Source organism: Streptomyces sp. NPDC001415 (assembly GCF_053597395.1).
In genome coordinates this window covers 302,770-318,829 of record NZ_JBSFIE010000005.1, presented here as the reverse complement: position 1 = coordinate 318,829, position 16,060 = coordinate 302,770, and the positions used below count along the sequence as shown (strand labels likewise).

At 71.1% G+C, this 16,060-nt stretch carries 14 protein-coding genes and 1 pseudogene; 8 read left to right on the top strand and 7 right to left on the bottom strand.

The window, feature by feature from the left end; translation table 11 throughout:
* Positions 1-133 precede the first annotated feature (133 nt).
* Entirely contained in the window at positions 134-739 is a 606-nt protein-coding gene (locus tag ACWC2B_RS09315; protein WP_450715897.1) for a cysteine hydrolase family protein, read from the top strand.
* 42 nt (positions 740-781) lie between these two features.
* Here the strand turns inward: ACWC2B_RS09315 and ACWC2B_RS09310 are convergent, their stop codons facing one another.
* Positions 782-3,316, bottom strand: a complete 2,535-nt coding sequence (locus ACWC2B_RS09310) for an MDR family MFS transporter (protein ID WP_450715849.1) — start codon at positions 3,314-3,316, stop codon at positions 782-784.
* Between the two features lie 248 nt (positions 3,317-3,564).
* On the opposite strand from ACWC2B_RS09310, the gene ACWC2B_RS09305 reads away from it, so the two are divergent.
* The 4 genes from ACWC2B_RS09305 (at position 3,565) to ACWC2B_RS09290 (ending at position 8,320) form a co-directional block, all read left to right on the top strand.
* On the top strand, positions 3,565-4,671 hold the full coding sequence (locus ACWC2B_RS09305; protein ID WP_450715848.1) for a PIG-L family deacetylase: 1,107 nt from the start codon (positions 3,565-3,567) through the stop codon (positions 4,669-4,671).
* 63 nt (positions 4,672-4,734) lie between these two features.
* Positions 4,735-6,003, top strand: a complete 1,269-nt coding sequence (locus ACWC2B_RS09300; RefSeq protein ID WP_450715847.1) for a styrene monooxygenase/indole monooxygenase family protein — start codon at positions 4,735-4,737, stop codon at positions 6,001-6,003.
* 143 nt (positions 6,004-6,146) lie between these two features.
* Positions 6,147-7,193: a tetratricopeptide repeat protein gene (locus ACWC2B_RS09295; RefSeq protein ID WP_450715846.1), complete on the top strand. Its 1,047-nt coding sequence runs from the start codon at positions 6,147-6,149 to the stop codon at positions 7,191-7,193.
* Between the two features lie 59 nt (positions 7,194-7,252).
* Positions 7,253-8,320 carry a polyprenyl synthetase family protein gene (locus ACWC2B_RS09290; RefSeq protein ID WP_450715845.1) on the top strand — a complete coding sequence of 356 codons (1,068 nt, stop codon included), beginning with the start codon at positions 7,253-7,255 and terminating at the stop codon, positions 8,318-8,320.
* 13 nt (positions 8,321-8,333) lie between these two features.
* Here the strand turns inward: ACWC2B_RS09290 and ACWC2B_RS09285 are convergent, their stop codons facing one another.
* Positions 8,334-9,380 carry an isopenicillin N synthase family dioxygenase gene (locus ACWC2B_RS09285; protein ID WP_450715844.1) on the bottom strand — a complete coding sequence of 349 codons (1,047 nt, stop codon included), beginning with the start codon at positions 9,378-9,380 and terminating at the stop codon, positions 8,334-8,336.
* Positions 9,381-9,894: 514 nt separating this feature from the next.
* Here ACWC2B_RS09285 and ACWC2B_RS09280 point away from each other — a divergent pair.
* Positions 9,895-10,470 carry a GNAT family N-acetyltransferase gene (locus ACWC2B_RS09280; protein WP_450715843.1) on the top strand — a complete coding sequence of 192 codons (576 nt, stop codon included), beginning with the start codon at positions 9,895-9,897 and terminating at the stop codon, positions 10,468-10,470.
* Positions 10,471-10,585: 115 nt separating this feature from the next.
* Here the strand turns inward: ACWC2B_RS09280 and ACWC2B_RS09275 are convergent, their stop codons facing one another.
* Complete coding sequence (locus ACWC2B_RS09275; protein ID WP_450715842.1) at positions 10,586-11,029, bottom strand: SPW repeat protein; 444 nt, start codon at positions 11,027-11,029, stop codon at positions 10,586-10,588.
* A gap of 279 nt (positions 11,030-11,308) precedes the next feature.
* Between ACWC2B_RS09275 and ACWC2B_RS09270 the strand changes: the two genes are divergently transcribed.
* Positions 11,309-12,178 carry a class I SAM-dependent methyltransferase gene (locus ACWC2B_RS09270; RefSeq protein WP_450715841.1) on the top strand — a complete coding sequence of 290 codons (870 nt, stop codon included), beginning with the start codon at positions 11,309-11,311 and terminating at the stop codon, positions 12,176-12,178.
* 155 nt (positions 12,179-12,333) lie between these two features.
* Here ACWC2B_RS09270 and ACWC2B_RS09265 read toward each other — a convergent pair.
* The 3 genes and pseudogenes from ACWC2B_RS09265 to ACWC2B_RS09255 form a co-directional block, all read right to left on the bottom strand.
* Positions 12,334-12,597, bottom strand: a pseudogene (locus tag ACWC2B_RS09265) (esterase); the annotation flags it as partial.
* A 144-nt stretch (positions 12,598-12,741) separates the two neighbouring features.
* The gene (locus ACWC2B_RS09260; protein WP_450715840.1) at positions 12,742-13,140 is read right to left on the bottom strand and encodes a MerR family transcriptional regulator; all 399 of its coding nucleotides are present in this window, start codon (positions 13,138-13,140) and stop codon (positions 12,742-12,744) included.
* Positions 13,141-13,231: 91 nt separating this feature from the next.
* Complete coding sequence (locus ACWC2B_RS09255) at positions 13,232-13,537, bottom strand: hypothetical protein (protein ID WP_450715899.1); 306 nt, start codon at positions 13,535-13,537, stop codon at positions 13,232-13,234.
* Between ACWC2B_RS09255 and ACWC2B_RS09250 the strand changes: the two genes are divergently transcribed.
* The gene (locus ACWC2B_RS09250; RefSeq protein WP_450715839.1) at positions 13,449-14,705 is read left to right on the top strand and encodes an RNA polymerase sigma factor; all 1,257 of its coding nucleotides are present in this window, start codon (positions 13,449-13,451) and stop codon (positions 14,703-14,705) included. The genes ACWC2B_RS09255 and ACWC2B_RS09250 overlap by 89 nt on opposite strands.
* 61 nt (positions 14,706-14,766) lie before the next feature.
* Here the strand turns inward: ACWC2B_RS09250 and ACWC2B_RS09245 are convergent, their stop codons facing one another.
* Complete coding sequence (locus tag ACWC2B_RS09245; protein ID WP_450715838.1) at positions 14,767-15,951, bottom strand: flavin-dependent oxidoreductase; 1,185 nt, start codon at positions 15,949-15,951, stop codon at positions 14,767-14,769.
* Positions 15,952-16,060 lie beyond the last annotated feature (109 nt).

The window sequence follows — 16,060 nt, the reverse complement described above, 5'->3', positions numbered from 1 at the left end:
GGACCGGCCGCACATGGACCGGCCGCACATGGACCGGCCGCACATGGACCGGCCGCACATGGACCGGCCGCACATGGACCGGCCGCACATGGACCGGCCGCACATGGACCAGCCACACATGGAGAGGGCACACATGGACGACGCAGCCACCACTCTGAGGAACGTGATCGGCCTCGACAATCGGCTTCCCCGCCTGTCCGAGACTGCTCTCATCATGATCGACTTCCAGAACACCTACACCACCGGAGTCATGGCCCTGGAAGGCTCCGAGCAGGCGCTGGACGCCGGGGCCCGGCTGCTGTCCGCCGCGCGTGCCGCCGACATCCCGGTGATCCACGTCGTCAACGACGGCGGTGAGGGCACGCCGTACGACATCCGTGCCGAGATCGGGGCGATCTGCCCGCAGGTCACCCCCCTCAAGGGCGAACCCGTGGTGGTCAAGCGGTTCCCGAACTCCTTCCACGACACCGAGCTGCAGGAGATGCTGCGCGAACTCGGCGTCGGCGGCGACCTGGTTCTCGCCGGGTTCATGACCCACATGTGTGTGACCTTCACCGCCCAGGGCGCCTTCAACCTCGGCTACCGCCCCACCGTCGTGGCCGAGGCCACCGCCACCCGCACCCTGCCGGGCCCCGACGGGAAGCCGATCCCGGCTCCCGTACTGAAGAACGCGAGCCTGACGACGATCACCGACCTGTTCGGCACGGTCGCCCCCACCGTCGACAGCCTCCCCACCTGACCGGGGGAGCGCCGGGTGCCCGCGCGGCACCCGGCGCACGCCTCAGCGTGGCGTGGACCTGACCATCAGCGCGGCGACCAGGCCCGCGAGCAGTGTGAGGCCGGCCGACCACCACAGAGTGCCGGTGCAGCCGTCCAGCGTCGCCTGCCTGATCACGTCCCCCAACGGTGACGGGAGTGCCTGCGGGTTGACGCGGCCGCTTCGGGCCACCTCGCCAAGGGTCGGTGGAAGGCCCTGGACCGCCTCCAGGCGGGAGGCCACGGCCGTGGCGAGGATGCTGCCGAACAACGCCGTGCCGAGTACGCCGCCCAGCTGACCGGCCGCGTTCGTCAGTGCCGCGCCGCCGCCGGAGTCCTGCGGAGCGATGCCGCCCGTCGCGATGGAGTAGAGCGGCATCAGAGCCATACCGAGCCCGAACCCGGCGAGCAGCATGCCGGGCAGGGCCACGGTGACGTACGCGTTGCCGGTGTCGAAGAACGTCAGCAGTCCCAGCCCGGCCGCCGCCAGCAGCAGGCCCGGCACGATCAGGTTGCGCGGCGGGACGCGGTGCAGCAGACGGCCGGAGACCTGAGTGGCGCCGACGGTGATCGCGACGACCGCGGGCAGCATGCGCGTGACGCTCTGCGTCGGGGAGTATCCGAGCATGTTCTGGAGGGCCGCGTTCAGGACCAGGAACAGGGTGAATGTGCCGGCGCCGGTCAGGAACAACGTGATGAGGGAACCGGTGCGGTTGAGATCCCTGGGGATGTACGGCGTGAGGAGCGGGGCGGATGTGTTGAACTGCCAGAACACGAAGGCCGTGAGCAGGGCGACGCCGACCGCGAACAGGGCGAGCACCAGGAGGTCGGTCCAGTCGCGCGAGGCCGTCTCCTGGAACGCGTAGACCAAGGCGACGATCCCGCCGGTGCCGAGCAGCAGGCCCAGCACGTCGAGGCGGCGGCGGGTGCGGAGCGGGCGGTCGTGCACCAGGGTGGCCGCGCCGATCACTCCGATCACGGCAAGCGGCACGTTGACGTACAGACACATGCGCCAGGTCACGTTTTCAAGGAGCCAGCCGCCGGTGAACAGACCCACGCAGGACCCGCCCGCGGCGATCGAGGCGTAGATGCCGAAGGCCCTGCCGCGTGCCTTCCCGTCGGGGAAGTTGACCGCCACCAGGGCCAGTGCGGCGGGCGACAGCAGTGCGGCGAAGGCGCCTTGCAGGGCGCGGGCCATGACCAGCACGCCGAACGAGGGGGTCGCGCCGCCGATCGCCCCCGCCACCGCGAAGCCGACGAGGCCGATGATCAGCATCCGCTTGCGTCCCACGAGGTCCGAGAGATGGCCGCCGAGAAGCAGCAGCCCGCCAAAGGCGAGTTCGTACGCGGTGAACACCCAGTTCAGGCCGGACGTTGAGGTGTGCAGGTCCCTCATGATCGTGGGCAGCGCCATATGCAGGGACGTGGCGTCGAGCAGCACGAAGAGCTGGACCAGAGCTACCACGGCGAGGCCCCACCAGCGTCTGGGGTGCGCAGGCGGTGACTTCTGGAGGTCGGCCGGTGAATGAGCCGTGCCCGGCGGTGGGACGGGCCGCACCGGGGTGGTGGGAGCGTACGCGGGCGGCGGGGGCAGCGGCGACTGCGGCTGCCCGGACGGAACGCGCGGGTCGGCGGGGGCCACCGGCGCCACGACCGGCCTCTCCGGCGCGAAATCCAGCAACTCGGCCGCGTGGCGCCCCAGTTGGGCAAGGACCGCGCCCGGCAGCCACTCCCCACCCGTGTCCGCCGTGGTGTGGTCCGCGATCTGCTGGAGAGTGGGCCGCTTGGCCGGGTCCTTGTCCAGACACGCGCGTACGAGACCGATCAGCGACTCCGGTACGCCGGTCAGGTCCGCCTCCTCCTCGGCGACCCGGAAGAGGTGGGCGTTCAGCCCGGTCTCCGTGGCGCCGAAGAGCAGGCGGCCGGTCGCGGCGTGGACGAGGACGGCGCCCAGGCAGAACACATCGCTGGCCGGGGTGAGTTCGAGGCCGCGGACCTGTTCCGGCGACATGAAGCCGGGCGAGCCGATCAGCATGCCGGTGCGGGTGTGCAGACTGTCCCCGGAGAGGCTGTCCATGGCACGCGCGATACCGAAGTCGATGACGCGGGGCCCGTCCACCGTGACCAGAACGTTGGACGGCTTGAGGTCCCGGTGGATCAGCCCCGCCCCGTGCACCGCCTGCAGGGCGAGGGCGAGCCGGTTGGCGAGGACGCGTACGGAGTTCTCGGGCAGCGGCCCGAAGTCCCTGCCCACCACAGTGGTCAGGTCGGGCCCGGGGATGTACTGGGTCGCCACCCAAGGCACCGCCGCATCGGTGTCGGCGTCGAGCACGGCCGCCGTCCAGGCGCCGCCCACCCGCCGGGCGGCCGCCACCTCACGGGCGAAGCGCCTGCGGAACTCGGGGTGCTGGGCGTGCTCGGCCTGGACGACCTTGACGGCCACGGTCCGCCCGGCCTCGGAACGGCCGAGATACACCAGACCCATTCCGCCTGCGCCCAGGCGGGCGATCAGGCGGTACGGGCCTATGTGTGTCGGGTCTTGGGAGATCAACTGGTCCACGGGGGCACCGTATTGCAAGGTGGAGGGCGCCGGTGGCTGATTCTGGTCAAGACCGGGTAAGTGCTCCGGGGCGGGCGGACTCTTCGGGTGCGGGCCGTGCGCGGCCGGTCGCTCCGCCAAGATCTCGGCTTCGCTCGAAACCCGGGGCGGGGTGTTCGGCCCGCGTGCCGCGCAGACTGGGATCGGCCGCGCCGTACGCTCCCTGATGTGGCGTCAGCTCGAACCGCTCGCGTCCGGGCCGGCTCGGCATGACCGGGTTGGAGGAGGGGCAGAGCTACCTGGTGAGCCCGCACATGATTCACCGCGATCGCCGGTTCCGGCGGCGTACCGACATCTTCTGCCCCGGTTCTCCCCTGCCCGGCACGCCCGAAGGGAAATCCACGATCCGAGTGAATTCTGTGCTGATAATCCGTCCCGTGAAAAGGACAGCGGGACGGCTGAAAAATCTGGGAATGCGAATCGCGGCAGCAGTGTGCGGCCTGGCGATACTCGCGTTCGGGCAGAGCGCCGTATTCGCCCAATCCCCGGCAGCGGCGGCCCCCGCCCCCTGCCAGAGCACCGTGTTCGCCGGGGTGGCGCACGAGGACGACGACCTCCTCTTCATGAGCCCCGACCTGCTGCTCGACTGGGGGAGGGGTGCCTGTCTCGACATCGTCTACCTCACCGCGGGCGATGCCGGAACCGCCGGCACCGGGTATGTCGAGCAGCGCGAGCAGGGTGTCGGGCGTGCCTATGCGCTGGTGGCGGGCGTGCCCAACGACTGGCGCCGCCAGGACCGCAAGCACGCCGGGCACACGGTCCGTGCCTTTACGCTGCAGGTGCCGGCGGGCGTGCCCGGCATGCGGGTGACCTTCCTCCGGCTCCCGGACGGGCTCCGCGACGGCTCCGGCACCCGCATGCAAGGGGGCCAGAGCCTCCTCAGGCTCGAACAGCGAAAGATCAGCCGCATCACGGCGATGGACCGCAGCGCGAGTTACAACACGAACGAGCTCACCGCGATGCTGTCCTGGTTCGTCGCGGATTCCCATGCCGAGACCGTACGGACCCTGGACTATCGGAACGTCGACCACGGAACCGGCCCCAATAGCGACCACAGCGATCACGAAGTCGCGGCACGCTACGTGAAATCGGCGGCCGCTTCCATTCCGGGACCGAAACCCGTCGTCGTCGGATATCGGGGTTATTCCATCAGCGCGCTGCCGCCGAATCTGGACCTTCTGCCGGCCCAGGCAAAGGAATCCGTGTTCCGGCGGTATCTGTCCACGACACTGTGCACCGGGGCGTGCGCCGACTACACCGGACCACTGTGGTCGTCGTATCAGGATTGGATGGTCCGTCAGTACCCGGCGGACTAGCCTCCGTCGCTGTCGTCTGGGCAGCCCCGCACGCCACCCGGTACAACGGGGGAGTCGGGACGGGTGGTCGACCGGGTGGAGGCATGGGTGCGCAGGATCGCGATCATCGGGGCGGGGCAGGCCGGGCTGCAACTGGCGCTGGGGCTTCAGGCAGCGGACTACGACGTGACGCTGGTGTCGGAGCGGACCGCGGACCGGATCCGCGACGGCCGGGTCACCTCGACCCAGCTGATGTTCGGGCCGGCCCTCGCGCTGGAGCGGGCGGCCGGGCTGAACCTCTGGGACGACCGGGCGCCGGTGATGGGCGGCCTGGAGATGAACCAGTGGGACCCGACGGCGGACGTGCCGTGGTCGGCGCGGTTCACCACCACCTATGACGCGGAGGTCCGTTCGGTGGACCAGCGGCTCAAACTCTCCGCGTGGCTGGAACTGTTCGCCTCGCGCGGCGGCCGGGTGGAATTCCGGGCGGCCGATGCCGACGACCTCGCGGGGATCGCCGCACGCCATGAACTCACCGTCGTCGCCACCGGCCGCGGCGCACTCTCGTCCCTGTTCCGCCGCGACGAGGCGCGTTCGGTGTACGACCGCCCCCAGCGCGCCCTCGCCGGGTTCTACGCCTTCGGCGTCACAGGGCGGGGCGACGAGACCGACGCGTACCTGCGGGTCACGGGCAGGCCCTCCGTCGGGGACGCGATCGTCCTGCAGGCGCTGACGGTGGGCGGGCCGTGCGAGATCCTGCTCCTCGAAGCCAAGTTGGGCGGCCCGTACGACTGTTGGGAGGACCGGCCGGATCCGCGGGAGGGCTTGCGGCGCGCGGTGGAGCTGCTGCGGGTGCACGCACCGTGGGAGTACGAGCGCTTCGCCCGAGCCGAACCCACCGACGGGCGCGCCGCGTTGTACGGCGCGATCACCCCGACGGTCCGGCACCCGGTGGCCGCACTCGGAGGCGGCCAGTACGTCCTCGGCATGGCGGACGCGGTCGTCGTCAACGATCCGATCACCGGCCAGGGCGCCAACAACGCGGCCCGCGCCGCGGCCGTATACCTCGACGCGATCGTGCGGCGCGGCGAGCTTCCCTACGACGAGCCGTGGATGCGGGACACCTTCGACGCGTACTGGGAACACACGCGATACGTGCACGCCTTCACCGATCTGATGTTGCGTCAGCCGCCGGCCGAGCACGTCTCACGTCTGCTGCGGGCCACCTTCGAGCACCCCGAGATCGCCCACCGCTTCGCCAACGGCTACGCCGACCCGCTCGACTACCGCGACTGGCTGCTGGATCCCGAGCGGGCCGACGCCTATCTCGCCAAGATCGCCGGGTCCCGCTGAGGGCGGACCTTTCCGCCGGACGTCAGACTTCAGATGTACGGCACTCAAGCTCTGAGGCTGACTCCTCGGGACCCGGTTGTCTCATAGCTTCGTGATCAACGGCGGAGGGCTCTGCTCCGCATCACGATCCGAAGCGAGACGACATGTACGGCAAAGCATTCGCCCCCGAGTACCGGGGATCCTTGGGTGAGCTCTCGGTGAACACCTCCCTGGAGGAGGTGCTCACCACGGCGGTCGAGGAGCGGCGGCGGGCCCAACTGAGCGGCGACGCCCTGGAGTTGGCGCACGCGGGTCTCGCCGTGGCCGAGGCCAGCAGGCGGCTCGGCCGTGTCGACGAGGCCGAGCGGGCGTGGAAGGACAGCTACCGCGCGGCCCGCCGGGCGGACGACCGGGGCGCGATGGCCTGGGCGGTGTGGAGCGGCGGCACCCTGGCCCGCCAGCGCGGCGACCTCGCGCTGGCCCGGCGATGGCTCGCCACCGCGGCCGAACTCGCCGAACAGGGCGGTGACATCGTCGCCCGTGGCTACTCGCTCGCCGGGCTCGCCGAGACCGGACGCATCCAGGGCGACTACGAGGCCGTCGGCCGGCTCCACGAGAAACTGCTCGCCGAGGCGCGCAGGCGCGGCGAGGCCCGGCACACGGTGTGGGCGCTCGAAGGCATCGCGCAGATGCACCGCAACACCGGGTCCTTCGACAGCGCGCTCGCCCTGTTCGAGGAGGCGGCGCAGATAGCCGGCGACGCCGGCGACGACCGCGGCCGGGCCTGGGCGCTGCGGGGGATCGCCGACGTGCGCTCCGCCCAGGGGCATACGGAACAGGCGCTGGCCCTCCTCACCGAGGCGGAGGCCCTCTGCCGTGAGATCCAGCTGGCAAGCGCGCTCGCCTACAACCACAAGATGCGGGGCAACGTGCTGTACCGCGCGGGGCGCCACGCCGAGGCCGAGGAGTGCTACAGCGGGGCGCTGGCGGAATTCCGCGCGATGGGCGAGCCGCGCGGGGAGGCGCTGTCCCGGCTCGGCCTGGTGAAGGCGAAGGCCCGGCAAGGGCGTGCGCCGAGGGAGACCGCGGCTGATCTCGACGTGCTGGAGCGGGCGCTCGGCGCCATCGGGCTGCAACACGCCGAAGCCATGATCGACAAGGCGCGCGCCGAGCTGGGCGTCACCGCCGCCGACGCCGTATCCGCCCGCTGAGCGCGGCCCCCGCGATGTCCTCGGCATCCTCCGCACGGCACACGACAGGAACAGAGCCCATGTCCACCCAGGCTGCTCCGCTCACTCCTATATCTCTCAAGGACGGGCCGTCCGCGGACGCCACCCTCGCCCGCTGCCGGGAGCTGGTCGAGCCGGCGCTGCGCAAGGCCGTACAGGGGCTGCACCCGGGGCCCGGCAGGATCGCGTCGCATGCGTTCGGATGGTGCGACGCGGACGGTACGCCGAGTTCCGGAGGCGGCGGCAAAGGGGTGCGCCCCGCGCTCGCCGTGCTCGGCACGGAGGCGGTGGGCGCGAACGCGGACGTGGCGGTGCCGGCGGCCGTCGCGATCGAGCTGATCCACACCTTCTCGCTGATGCACGACGACATCATGGACGGCGACGAACGCAGACGGCACCGCGACAGCGCCTGGAAGGCCTTCGGCACGGGGCCCGCCGTCCTCGCGGGCGACGCCCTGTTCGCCCTCGCGGTACGTACGCTGGCCGAGGCCGGCGGTACGGGAGGCGGGGCCGCCGTGCATCAACTGGCCGTGATGATGGGCGAGTTGGTGCACGGCCAAGCGGACGATGTGCTGTTCGAGTCCCGCCCGTGGAGCGGCCCGGGGTCGGTGAGCCCGGCCGAGTACCGGGCGATGGCGGTGCGGAAGACGGGCGCCCTGCTGGGCTGCGCCACAGCCCTTGGGCCCGTCCTCGCGGGCGCCCCGCCGCTGCTCACGGACGCGCTCGCACGGGCCGGGCGGGAGTGGGGTCTGGCGTTCCAGGCGGTCGACGACGTGCTGGGGATCTGGGGCGACCCCGCCGTCACGGGAAAACCGGTGCACAGCGATTTGCGGCGGGGAAAGAAGACGCTGCCGGTCCTCGGGGCGATCGCGATGGACCCGTCCCTGGGCCCTCGCCTGGACCGGCTGCTCACCGTGAACCCCGATGAGGCCGCTGTCCGGCGCGCCGCCGACCTCGTCGAGGAGGCGGGCGGCCGCGCCTACGCCCTGCGGGACGCGCGCACCCGGGTGGCCACCGCGCGCGACCATCTGCGCGCGGTACCGCTGGCGGGGCGCCACGTGGACGAACTGGTCGCCCTCTCGCAGCTGTTGCTCGACCGCCGGGTGTGACCACCGCTCGCGGCTACGACACCAGGGTGGACCCGGCGAGCGGGCGCTCCGTGAGCAGCAGGTCCGCGTGGTGGCGGGCGGCGACCAGCGGGTGGGCCCGCAGCTTGCCCTTGAGTTCGTTGCGGCCGTACTCGGCGAACAGCGGGTTCGCCGGGTCGGCGGTGGCGCCGGGCGCGTGCGCCGCGTACGGGAAGGGCAGCGGCTCGATGCGGGCGTCCAGGCGCGGGTTGTAGAAGAACGGCACCGAGAAGCGCTCGGTGGCCCCGGGCGGGCTCACCACGCGGTGGTTGGTGGCGAGGAGGTAGCCGTTCGTCGCCACTTCGAGCAGCTCGCCCAGGTTGACGACGAAGGCGCCGGGCAGCGGCGGCACGTCGTGGAAGCGGCCGTCCTCGCGCTGCACCTGAAGGCCGCCGACGGTGTCCTGGTGGAGCAGGGTGAGGAAGCCGTAGTCCTTGTGGGCGCCGACGCCCTGGGCAGTGCCGTCCTCGGCGCTGCCCGGGTAGCGCACCAGCTTCAGGTGCAGATGGGCGCGGTCGCCGAACACGTCGTCGTAGAAGTCCTCGGGGGCGCCGATCGCGGCGAGCAGCTCGTGCAGCAGCTTCTCGGCGACCGCGCTTAGCCTCTCGATCCAGGTGAGCGCGGCGGTGCGCAGGGCCGGCAGTGCGCTGGGCCACTGGTTGGGCCCCTCCAGCCACCAGTACGCGGGCTCGCCCGGGCCGGGTATGTGCGCCGGGCGCTCGGCGCCGATGTCGAGCTGGTCACGCCAGTCGCGGGAGCCGCCGGTGCGCTCGTCGCCGATGCGCGTATAGCCGCGGAAGTGGGGCGAGTTGACGTTGTCGATGGCGAGCCGGTCCGCCTCGGGCAGCCGGAAGAACGCCCGCATGGTGTCGTTGAGCGCGGCGGTCTCGGCGTCGGTGACGCCGTGCCCGACGAGCTGGAAGAAGCCGACGCCGTGCGCGGCGCTGTGGAGCTCGGAGTGCAACTGCCGCCGGGCCTCGGGGCCGCGGTCGGCGGCGGAGAGGTCGATGATCGGGAGCTGCGAGGAGGTCACGTACGACATGGGAGCCATCCGCTGGGATATGCCCCGGCCGGCGCGGGTGGGCGCGGTCACGGCTCCGCCGGGGTGAGGCGGGCGCCGCTCGGGCACGGGGAGGGTGAAGGGGGGCCTGGGTCAGCTGTAAGTGCGACAGGCCATGCTCGTAACGCGGACGTAGTCCACGTGGCGGCGTCGAACGAGCGGAGGCATGTCGCAAGGTTACTCCCGGGCGGCCCCCTGGAGCTGTGATCGCCCTCACACATGCTGGTGGGAGCCGTGATCACGATTCGGGCGGTGACGGTCATCAGCAGCCGGCGGGCGGGCGGGCCACCTGGGCGGCGCGTGCGGGCGGGGGCCGGTAACTCCGCTTCGGCGTCCGCCCCCGGAACCGCTGTCTGCCGCATCGCTGAAAACGCCCCCGTCTGCCCCCGGTCGAGTGAAGAGCATCTTCGCCCCGGACGGCGGGGTTGCACCAGAGCGCGCCGGAGTGTCGAGGGGGTTCATCGACAGCGGGCTGGGCGACGGCGAGGATTGCGGCGTGAACTCCCCAGCCGAGCCCACCCTTACCGCCGAGCCCATCGCGACCGCGCGGCTCGACCTCCTGCCGCTCCGCGTCGCCCACGCCGGGGAAATGGCCGCAGTGCTGTCGGACCCCGCGCTGCACGCCTTCATCGGCGGCGCCCCGGACACCCCTCAGGCCCTGCGCGCCCGCTACGAGCGCCTGACAGCGGGCTCCCCCGACCCCCGGGTGACCTGGCTGAACTGGGTGATCCGGCTACGCGACGAGGACTGCCTCACCGGCACCGTCCAGGCGACGGTCGGCCCCACCCCGCAGGTCGCCGAGATCGCCTGGGTGGTGGGAGCCCCCTGGCAGGGCCGGGGCGTCGCAACCGAAGCGGCCCGGGGTCTCGTGGACTGGCTCGGCCAGCAGCCCGTGCGGGAGGTGCGGGCGCACATCCACCCCGGGCACCGTGCGTCCGCCGCCGTTGCCGCGGCCGCGGGACTGGCACCCACCGACGAGTGGCAGGACGGCGAGGTGCGATGGCTGCGCCGAGCGGGCTCGGACCTCGACGACGGCGCCCGCGCCAACTCCGGTTCCCAGTCCGGGAGTTGACGTAAGGGCGCCGTGCGGGGTGTGTGCGGACAGGGCGGTTCACCGTGCCCCGGCGGCGATGGGGCTCCGTGCATCCGACGGGGCCCTCACCGCGTCAGGGTGACGGCGCCGGACGTCAGCCGGGCCTTCGGGACCTGGCCATCAGGATGCCGCCCGCGACGAGTGCGAACAGGCACACGCAGGCGCCCGTGATGACGTTGCTGAGGATGGCCCCCGTGCCGGCGCTGCGCGCGACGACCCACGGAGAGACGATCAGCCAGGCTCCGAGGAGCAGAACCACGAAGTTCAGGTCCGTGGACCTCTCCGGGACCATGGACATGCACAGGCCCAGGACCGCGAGGGCGATGCCGACGACCAGGTTACTGAGGGCCAGGGTGGGCTTGGCGGCCGAGAAGTGGACCGTCCAGCCGGAGATCGCTGCGTAAATGCCGGCGAGGATCACGAGTTCCTCGACCGCCGCGACACCTCGGGTTTCCATCACCCTGGCATAGCGGTCCCGCATCTCCGATACATCGGGGTGCCCCGAGATATCACCGGGGCGGTGTGAGACGTCGGCCATCCGACTCGCCTCCTTCTGAAAGTCTGCACGTCTGGCCGCGCTGCGACACTATGTCGCGCTCCTATTGTGCGCTTATGTGGCCTTTATGTGTAGTGGTCGAATTGCCCAATTCGGTCACGGGCGGCGATGGTCGCCCTGCGTGTCGCACCACATGCGGAGCGTGCGGCGCGCAGCCCCCGACCGGGTTTTCCTTCAGCGCCGGGGGAGTTTCAGCCGAGGGGTGTCCGGACCACGTCCCGCGGTCATCTTCCGGTCACCTGGCAGGCGTAGGACCGGGCCATGTCACAAACGACGAGTGCACCGGTTGCTTCCCCAGCTGGCTTCTCCGACGTCAAAGGCTGGTTCTGGCCGGCCGATCAACTACTGTTCGACTGGTTCCTGAAGCGTCAGGACAGGGCTCCGGAACACTCCGGTGACCTGCTGGAACTCGGTGCGTACCTGGGCAAGAGCGCGATTTTCATCGGTGGCTATCTGCGGCCCGGCGAGGAGTTCACGGTCTGTGACCTCTTCGACTCACCGGCCCCGGACGACCCCAACGGCGCCGAGATGGACAAGTCGTACTCGACGCTGACCCGCCGCGCCTTCGAGGCGAACTACCTCGCCTTCCACGAAGACCTTCCCACCATCGTCCAGGCGCCGACCTCCGTCATCGCCTCCCGGCTGAAGGCGGACAGCTGCCGCTTCATCCATGTCGACGCCTCCCACCTGTACGAGCATGTGCACGGCGACATCGAGGCCGCCAGGGAACTGGCCGCCCCCGGCGCGATCGTGGCCTTCGACGACTTCCGGGCCGAACACTGCCCCGGCGTCGCCGCAGCGGTCTGGGGCGCGGTGGCCACCATGGAGCTGAAGCTCATCTGCATCACCGGCACCAAGGCGTACGGCACCTGGGGCGACGCCGAGCCGGTACGGGCCGAACTCCTCGACTGGCTGAAGTCGCGCACGGATCTGTGGCACGGGGTGGAAGAGGTGGCGGGCGCCCCGCTGATCCGGATCAACGGCAAGAAGGCCCAGGCCCCGACCCCGCCCCAGCCGCTGCGCCCGGCCCCGCCGAAGGCGCCGGCTGAGGCGGAGCCCGCCGCGCAGGCTCCGCCGGCTCCGGCTCGGGGTCTACTGGCCCGGGCCCTGGGAGGCAGGCGGCGCGGCTGAATGATCCGATGCGGTACCCGCGCCCCCTTGAGGGGCGCGGGGCCGTGCGATCTCGCGGCTCCGCCGCATGGGCGGGCCCACAGTCGACCCACCGCGTGGCTGTAAGAGCCCCTGGCTCAACGGGGCAGGAACTCCCGGATCCCGTGGCTCAGTTGAGCGGAGTGGTCGACCACCACACCCACACCCTGCTCCTGCCCGAACAGATCCGTCCATGAGCCGAAGAACAGGAAGCTGTTGTTCGTCGCGAGCCCCACCGCGGCGAACACCAGCAGCTGAGTCGCGACCAGCAGTCCCAGCCGGCCCAGGACGGTTTTCCAGTTCTGACGTGCCAGACGCGGCCACAACCAGATGGTGACCGTGAACATCACCACCGCGCAGAACACGGTGAGTGCCAGCACGTTGTTACTCGTGAGACCCATGGGTCGTTAAAACTCTCTGCCAGAAGTTCGCCCGGGCATGCCCGAGTGGCACCGCTCGGGGGTGCTCAGGAAGGTAGACAGAGATGCGGGCGGATCCGTTCCAGTAACGGCGATTCGGCGCGGCACGGACACGATCTCGACGCGTCAGCGCGCCCCGGACACCTCGGGGGTTCGGCCGGTGCCCGCGCCGCCGCTCACCGTGTCGAGATACTCGGACACCGCGTCGCGGTTGCGGATCAGGCATTCGATGCGCTGCGTCATGCGATCGCGTTCGAGGGTGAGCGTGGAGAGCATCTCCGGGGTGGCGTCGGGGAAGTGGATGACCCGGGGCTTGTTCAGGCAGGGAAGGATCTGCTTGATGATGCGGGTCGGAAGCCCCGCGTCGAGCAGACCCCGGATCTGCAGGACCCGGTCCACGAGGTTCTCGTCGTAACTGCGGTAGCCGTTGGGGGAGCGGCTGGAGATGATCAGGCCCTGCTCCTCGTAGTAGCGCAGCAGCCGACGTGACGTGCCGGTGCGCTCCGAAAGCTCTCCGATGCGCATGTGCTCCTCCTCGCGGATCGATGCCCTGACCCTCACACGCGTGTGAGGCTACGGGTGAGTGTAAAGGCCGGAGCCAGCGTGGTGGGGTCGGCTATCGGCCAAGTCGCAGGTCCCGTACGAAGCGAAGGCCCGGGCGGTCGTTCAGCCGGATCTCGGTGGTGGGGGTGAATCCGGTGCGGGCGAGGACGGTCCGGGAGCCGGTGTTGTCCAGGGTCGTGACGGCGGTCAGCGTGGTGAGGCCGTACCGCGTCAGAGCGGACGGCCCACCGGGTCGAGCTTGCCGCGCCCGCGCGGGGCTGCTCTGATGGGTGGCCGTGACGGCAGCGAGTGCGACCGAGACGGTCGAAGCGGTATTCAGGATCGAGTCCGCGCGGATCATCGCAGGGGTCGCCCGCATCGTGCGGGACGTCGGCATCGCGGAGGAACTCGCGCAGGACGCCCTGGTAGCCGCGCTTGAACAGTGGCCCGAGTCGGGGACTCCGGACAAGCCCGGCGCCTGGCTCATGGCTACCGCCAAGCACCGCGCGATCGACCTGGTCCGCCGCAAGGAGACGTACGCCCGCAAGCTGGCGGAGGTCGGCCGGGCGCTCGACGACGTGCCGCCGCCCGACCCGGTGGACTTCGACGACCCGGAGCGCATCGACGACGACCTGCTGCGGCTCATCTTCACCGCCTGCCATCCCGTGCTGTCGACGCAAGCCCGGATCGCGCTCACCCTGCGCCTCCTCGGCGGGTTGACGACGCAGGAGATCGCCCGCGCCTTCCTGGCCCCGGAGCCGACGGTCGCCCAGCGCATCGTCCGCGCGAAACGGGCCCTCGCCAAGGCCGGGGTCCCCTTCGAGGTGCCGTACGGAGCCGATCGGGACGCCCGCCTCGCCTCGGTCCTCGAAGTCATCTACCTCGTCTTCAACGAGGGATACTCCGCGACGGCGGGCGACGACCTGGTGCGCCCCGCGCTGTGCGAGGACGCGCTCCGTCTGGTGCGCGTCCTCTCCGCACTGATGCCCAAGGAGCCCGAAGTCCACGGTCTGGCCGCGCTGTTGGAGTTCCAGGCCTCCCGCATCGCGGCCCGCACCGGACCCGACGGCGAGCCGGTGCTGCTCGCCGACCAGAACCGGGCCAAGTGGAACCGCCTGCTCATCCGGAGAGGCATCGAGGCCCTGCACCGCGCGGGCGACGGCCCCTACTCCGTCCAGGCGGCCATCGCCGCATGCCACGCGCAGACCATGCGCTACGAGGACACCGACTGGACGTCGATCGCCCTCCTGTACGGCCGCCTGATGACGATGACCCCGTCCCCCGTGATCGAGCTGAACCGGGCGGTGGCGGTGGCGATGTCCGAGAATCCCCAGGCGGGCCTGGCACTCGTGGACGCTCTGGCCGACGAACCGGCCCTGAAGGGCTACCACTTGCTGCCGAGCGTAAGAGGGGACCTCCTGCAGCGCCTGGGCCGGTCGGCCGAAGCGAGGGCGGAGTTCGAGCGCGCGGCCTCCCTGACGCACAACGCCCGGGAAAAGGAGCTCCTGCTGAAGCGGGCGGCGGGCACCGACCCCGACGTTCCCTAGTCCTGGGCAGCGTGGCTGACGGTGAGGAGCGGGCGGCGTAGGGGGGTTGAGGGCGTCCGGCTCAGCCGGTAGTCAGGGAAGCGCGTGAGTTGAGGACGTCCACATCGCTTCCCGTGGCGTGCCGGTAGGTGTCGGTCATCCGCGCCAGGCCGCTCGCGGAACCGCCGCTCGACCGGCTCATCTCCCGGTTGGCCAGGACCACCGCCGCCGTCGCCTCCCGGCGCACGCTCTCGTACCGGGCGAGACCCGTCGACACATCACCGGCCGCCGCGAGCTCATGGGCCAGCACGCGGGCATCGACGATCGACTGGGACGCGCCGTTGGCGCCCACCGGATACATCGGGTGCGCGGCATCGCCGAGCAGGGTCACCCGGCCGCGCCCCCACGCGGGCAGCGGCTCCCGGTCGACCATCGGGTACTCCAGGATGCCGTCGCTGTTCGTCAGCAAACCCGGCACGTCCAGCCAGCCCAGCGACCAGTCCTCGAAGTACGGCAGCACGTCCGCGAGGCGGCCCGCGCTGTTCCAGTCCGCGCCCTCGGCGAGCGGGCCCGGCTCGGAGAGCCGCACCTGCGCCACCCAGTTGATCCGGCCGCGCCCAATGGGATAGGCGACCAGCTCCACGTCCCCCTCCCTGACGATGACCATCGAGCGGCCGGTGAGGAACGGCTCGGCCCGCGTCACGCCCCGCCACATCCGGATGCCCGACCACAGCAACGGCCCGCCGTCCGGATGCAACCGCGCCCGGACGGCGGAGTGCAGCCCGTCCGCACCCACGAGCGCCGAGGCGCCGACCTCCTGCGCGGCCCCGCTCGCCCGGTCAAGGAGCCGGACGCGGACCCCGCCGGTCTCCTCCGCGAAGTCCACCAGACGCATGCCGGTACGTACCGCGTCGGCGCCCAGCCGTTCGCGGACCGCCGCGAGGAGCAGGAGTTGCAGCTCGCCGCGGTGGATCGAGTACTGCGGCCAGCGGTACCCCATCGCCAACCCCCTTGGCTCGGCGAAGAGTTGATGGCCCCTCGGATCGCTGTACACGTTCTCGGCCGTGGCCACGCCGACGGCGGCGAGGCGTTCGCCGAGGCCGAGCTCGGTCAGTTCGCGCACCGCGTGCGGCAGCAGGTTGATGCCGACCCCCAAAGGCCGGACATCCCGTGCGCTCTCCACCACCACCGCGTCGATGCCCGCCGCATGCAGACTCAGCGCGGCGGTGAGACCGCCGATGCCCGCCCCCGCTATCAGTACCGTCATGACCGACTTCCTTTCTCCCGGCTCCACCCTGCGATGCCCGAAGTCGGAAGTCCAAGACATGTTGGTTCTCGATGGCAGAAGCATTCCTTCTGGCGCCCTGTGCGTGGAC

Coding starts and splice junctions, on each gene's coding strand:
- ACWC2B_RS09315 (WP_450715897.1), top strand. CDS start 134: ATGGACGACGCAGCCACCACTCTGAGGAACGTGATCGGCCTCGACAAT.
- ACWC2B_RS09305 (WP_450715848.1), top strand. CDS start 3,565: ATGACCGGGTTGGAGGAGGGGCAGAGCTACCTGGTGAGCCCGCACATG.
- ACWC2B_RS09295 (WP_450715846.1), top strand. CDS start 6,147: ATGTACGGCAAAGCATTCGCCCCCGAGTACCGGGGATCCTTGGGTGAG.
- ACWC2B_RS09290 (WP_450715845.1), top strand. CDS start 7,253: ATGTCCACCCAGGCTGCTCCGCTCACTCCTATATCTCTCAAGGACGGG.
- ACWC2B_RS09285 (WP_450715844.1), bottom strand. CDS start 9,380: ATGTCGTACGTGACCTCCTCGCAGCTCCCGATCATCGACCTCTCCGCC.
- ACWC2B_RS09275 (WP_450715842.1), bottom strand. CDS start 11,029: ATGGCCGACGTCTCACACCGCCCCGGTGATATCTCGGGGCACCCCGAT.
- ACWC2B_RS09270 (WP_450715841.1), top strand. CDS start 11,309: ATGTCACAAACGACGAGTGCACCGGTTGCTTCCCCAGCTGGCTTCTCC.
- ACWC2B_RS09260 (WP_450715840.1), bottom strand. CDS start 13,140: ATGCGCATCGGAGAGCTTTCGGAGCGCACCGGCACGTCACGTCGGCTG.
- ACWC2B_RS09255 (WP_450715899.1), bottom strand. CDS start 13,537: ATGCGGGCGACCCCTGCGATGATCCGCGCGGACTCGATCCTGAATACC.
- ACWC2B_RS09245 (WP_450715838.1), bottom strand. CDS start 15,951: ATGACGGTACTGATAGCGGGGGCGGGCATCGGCGGTCTCACCGCCGCG.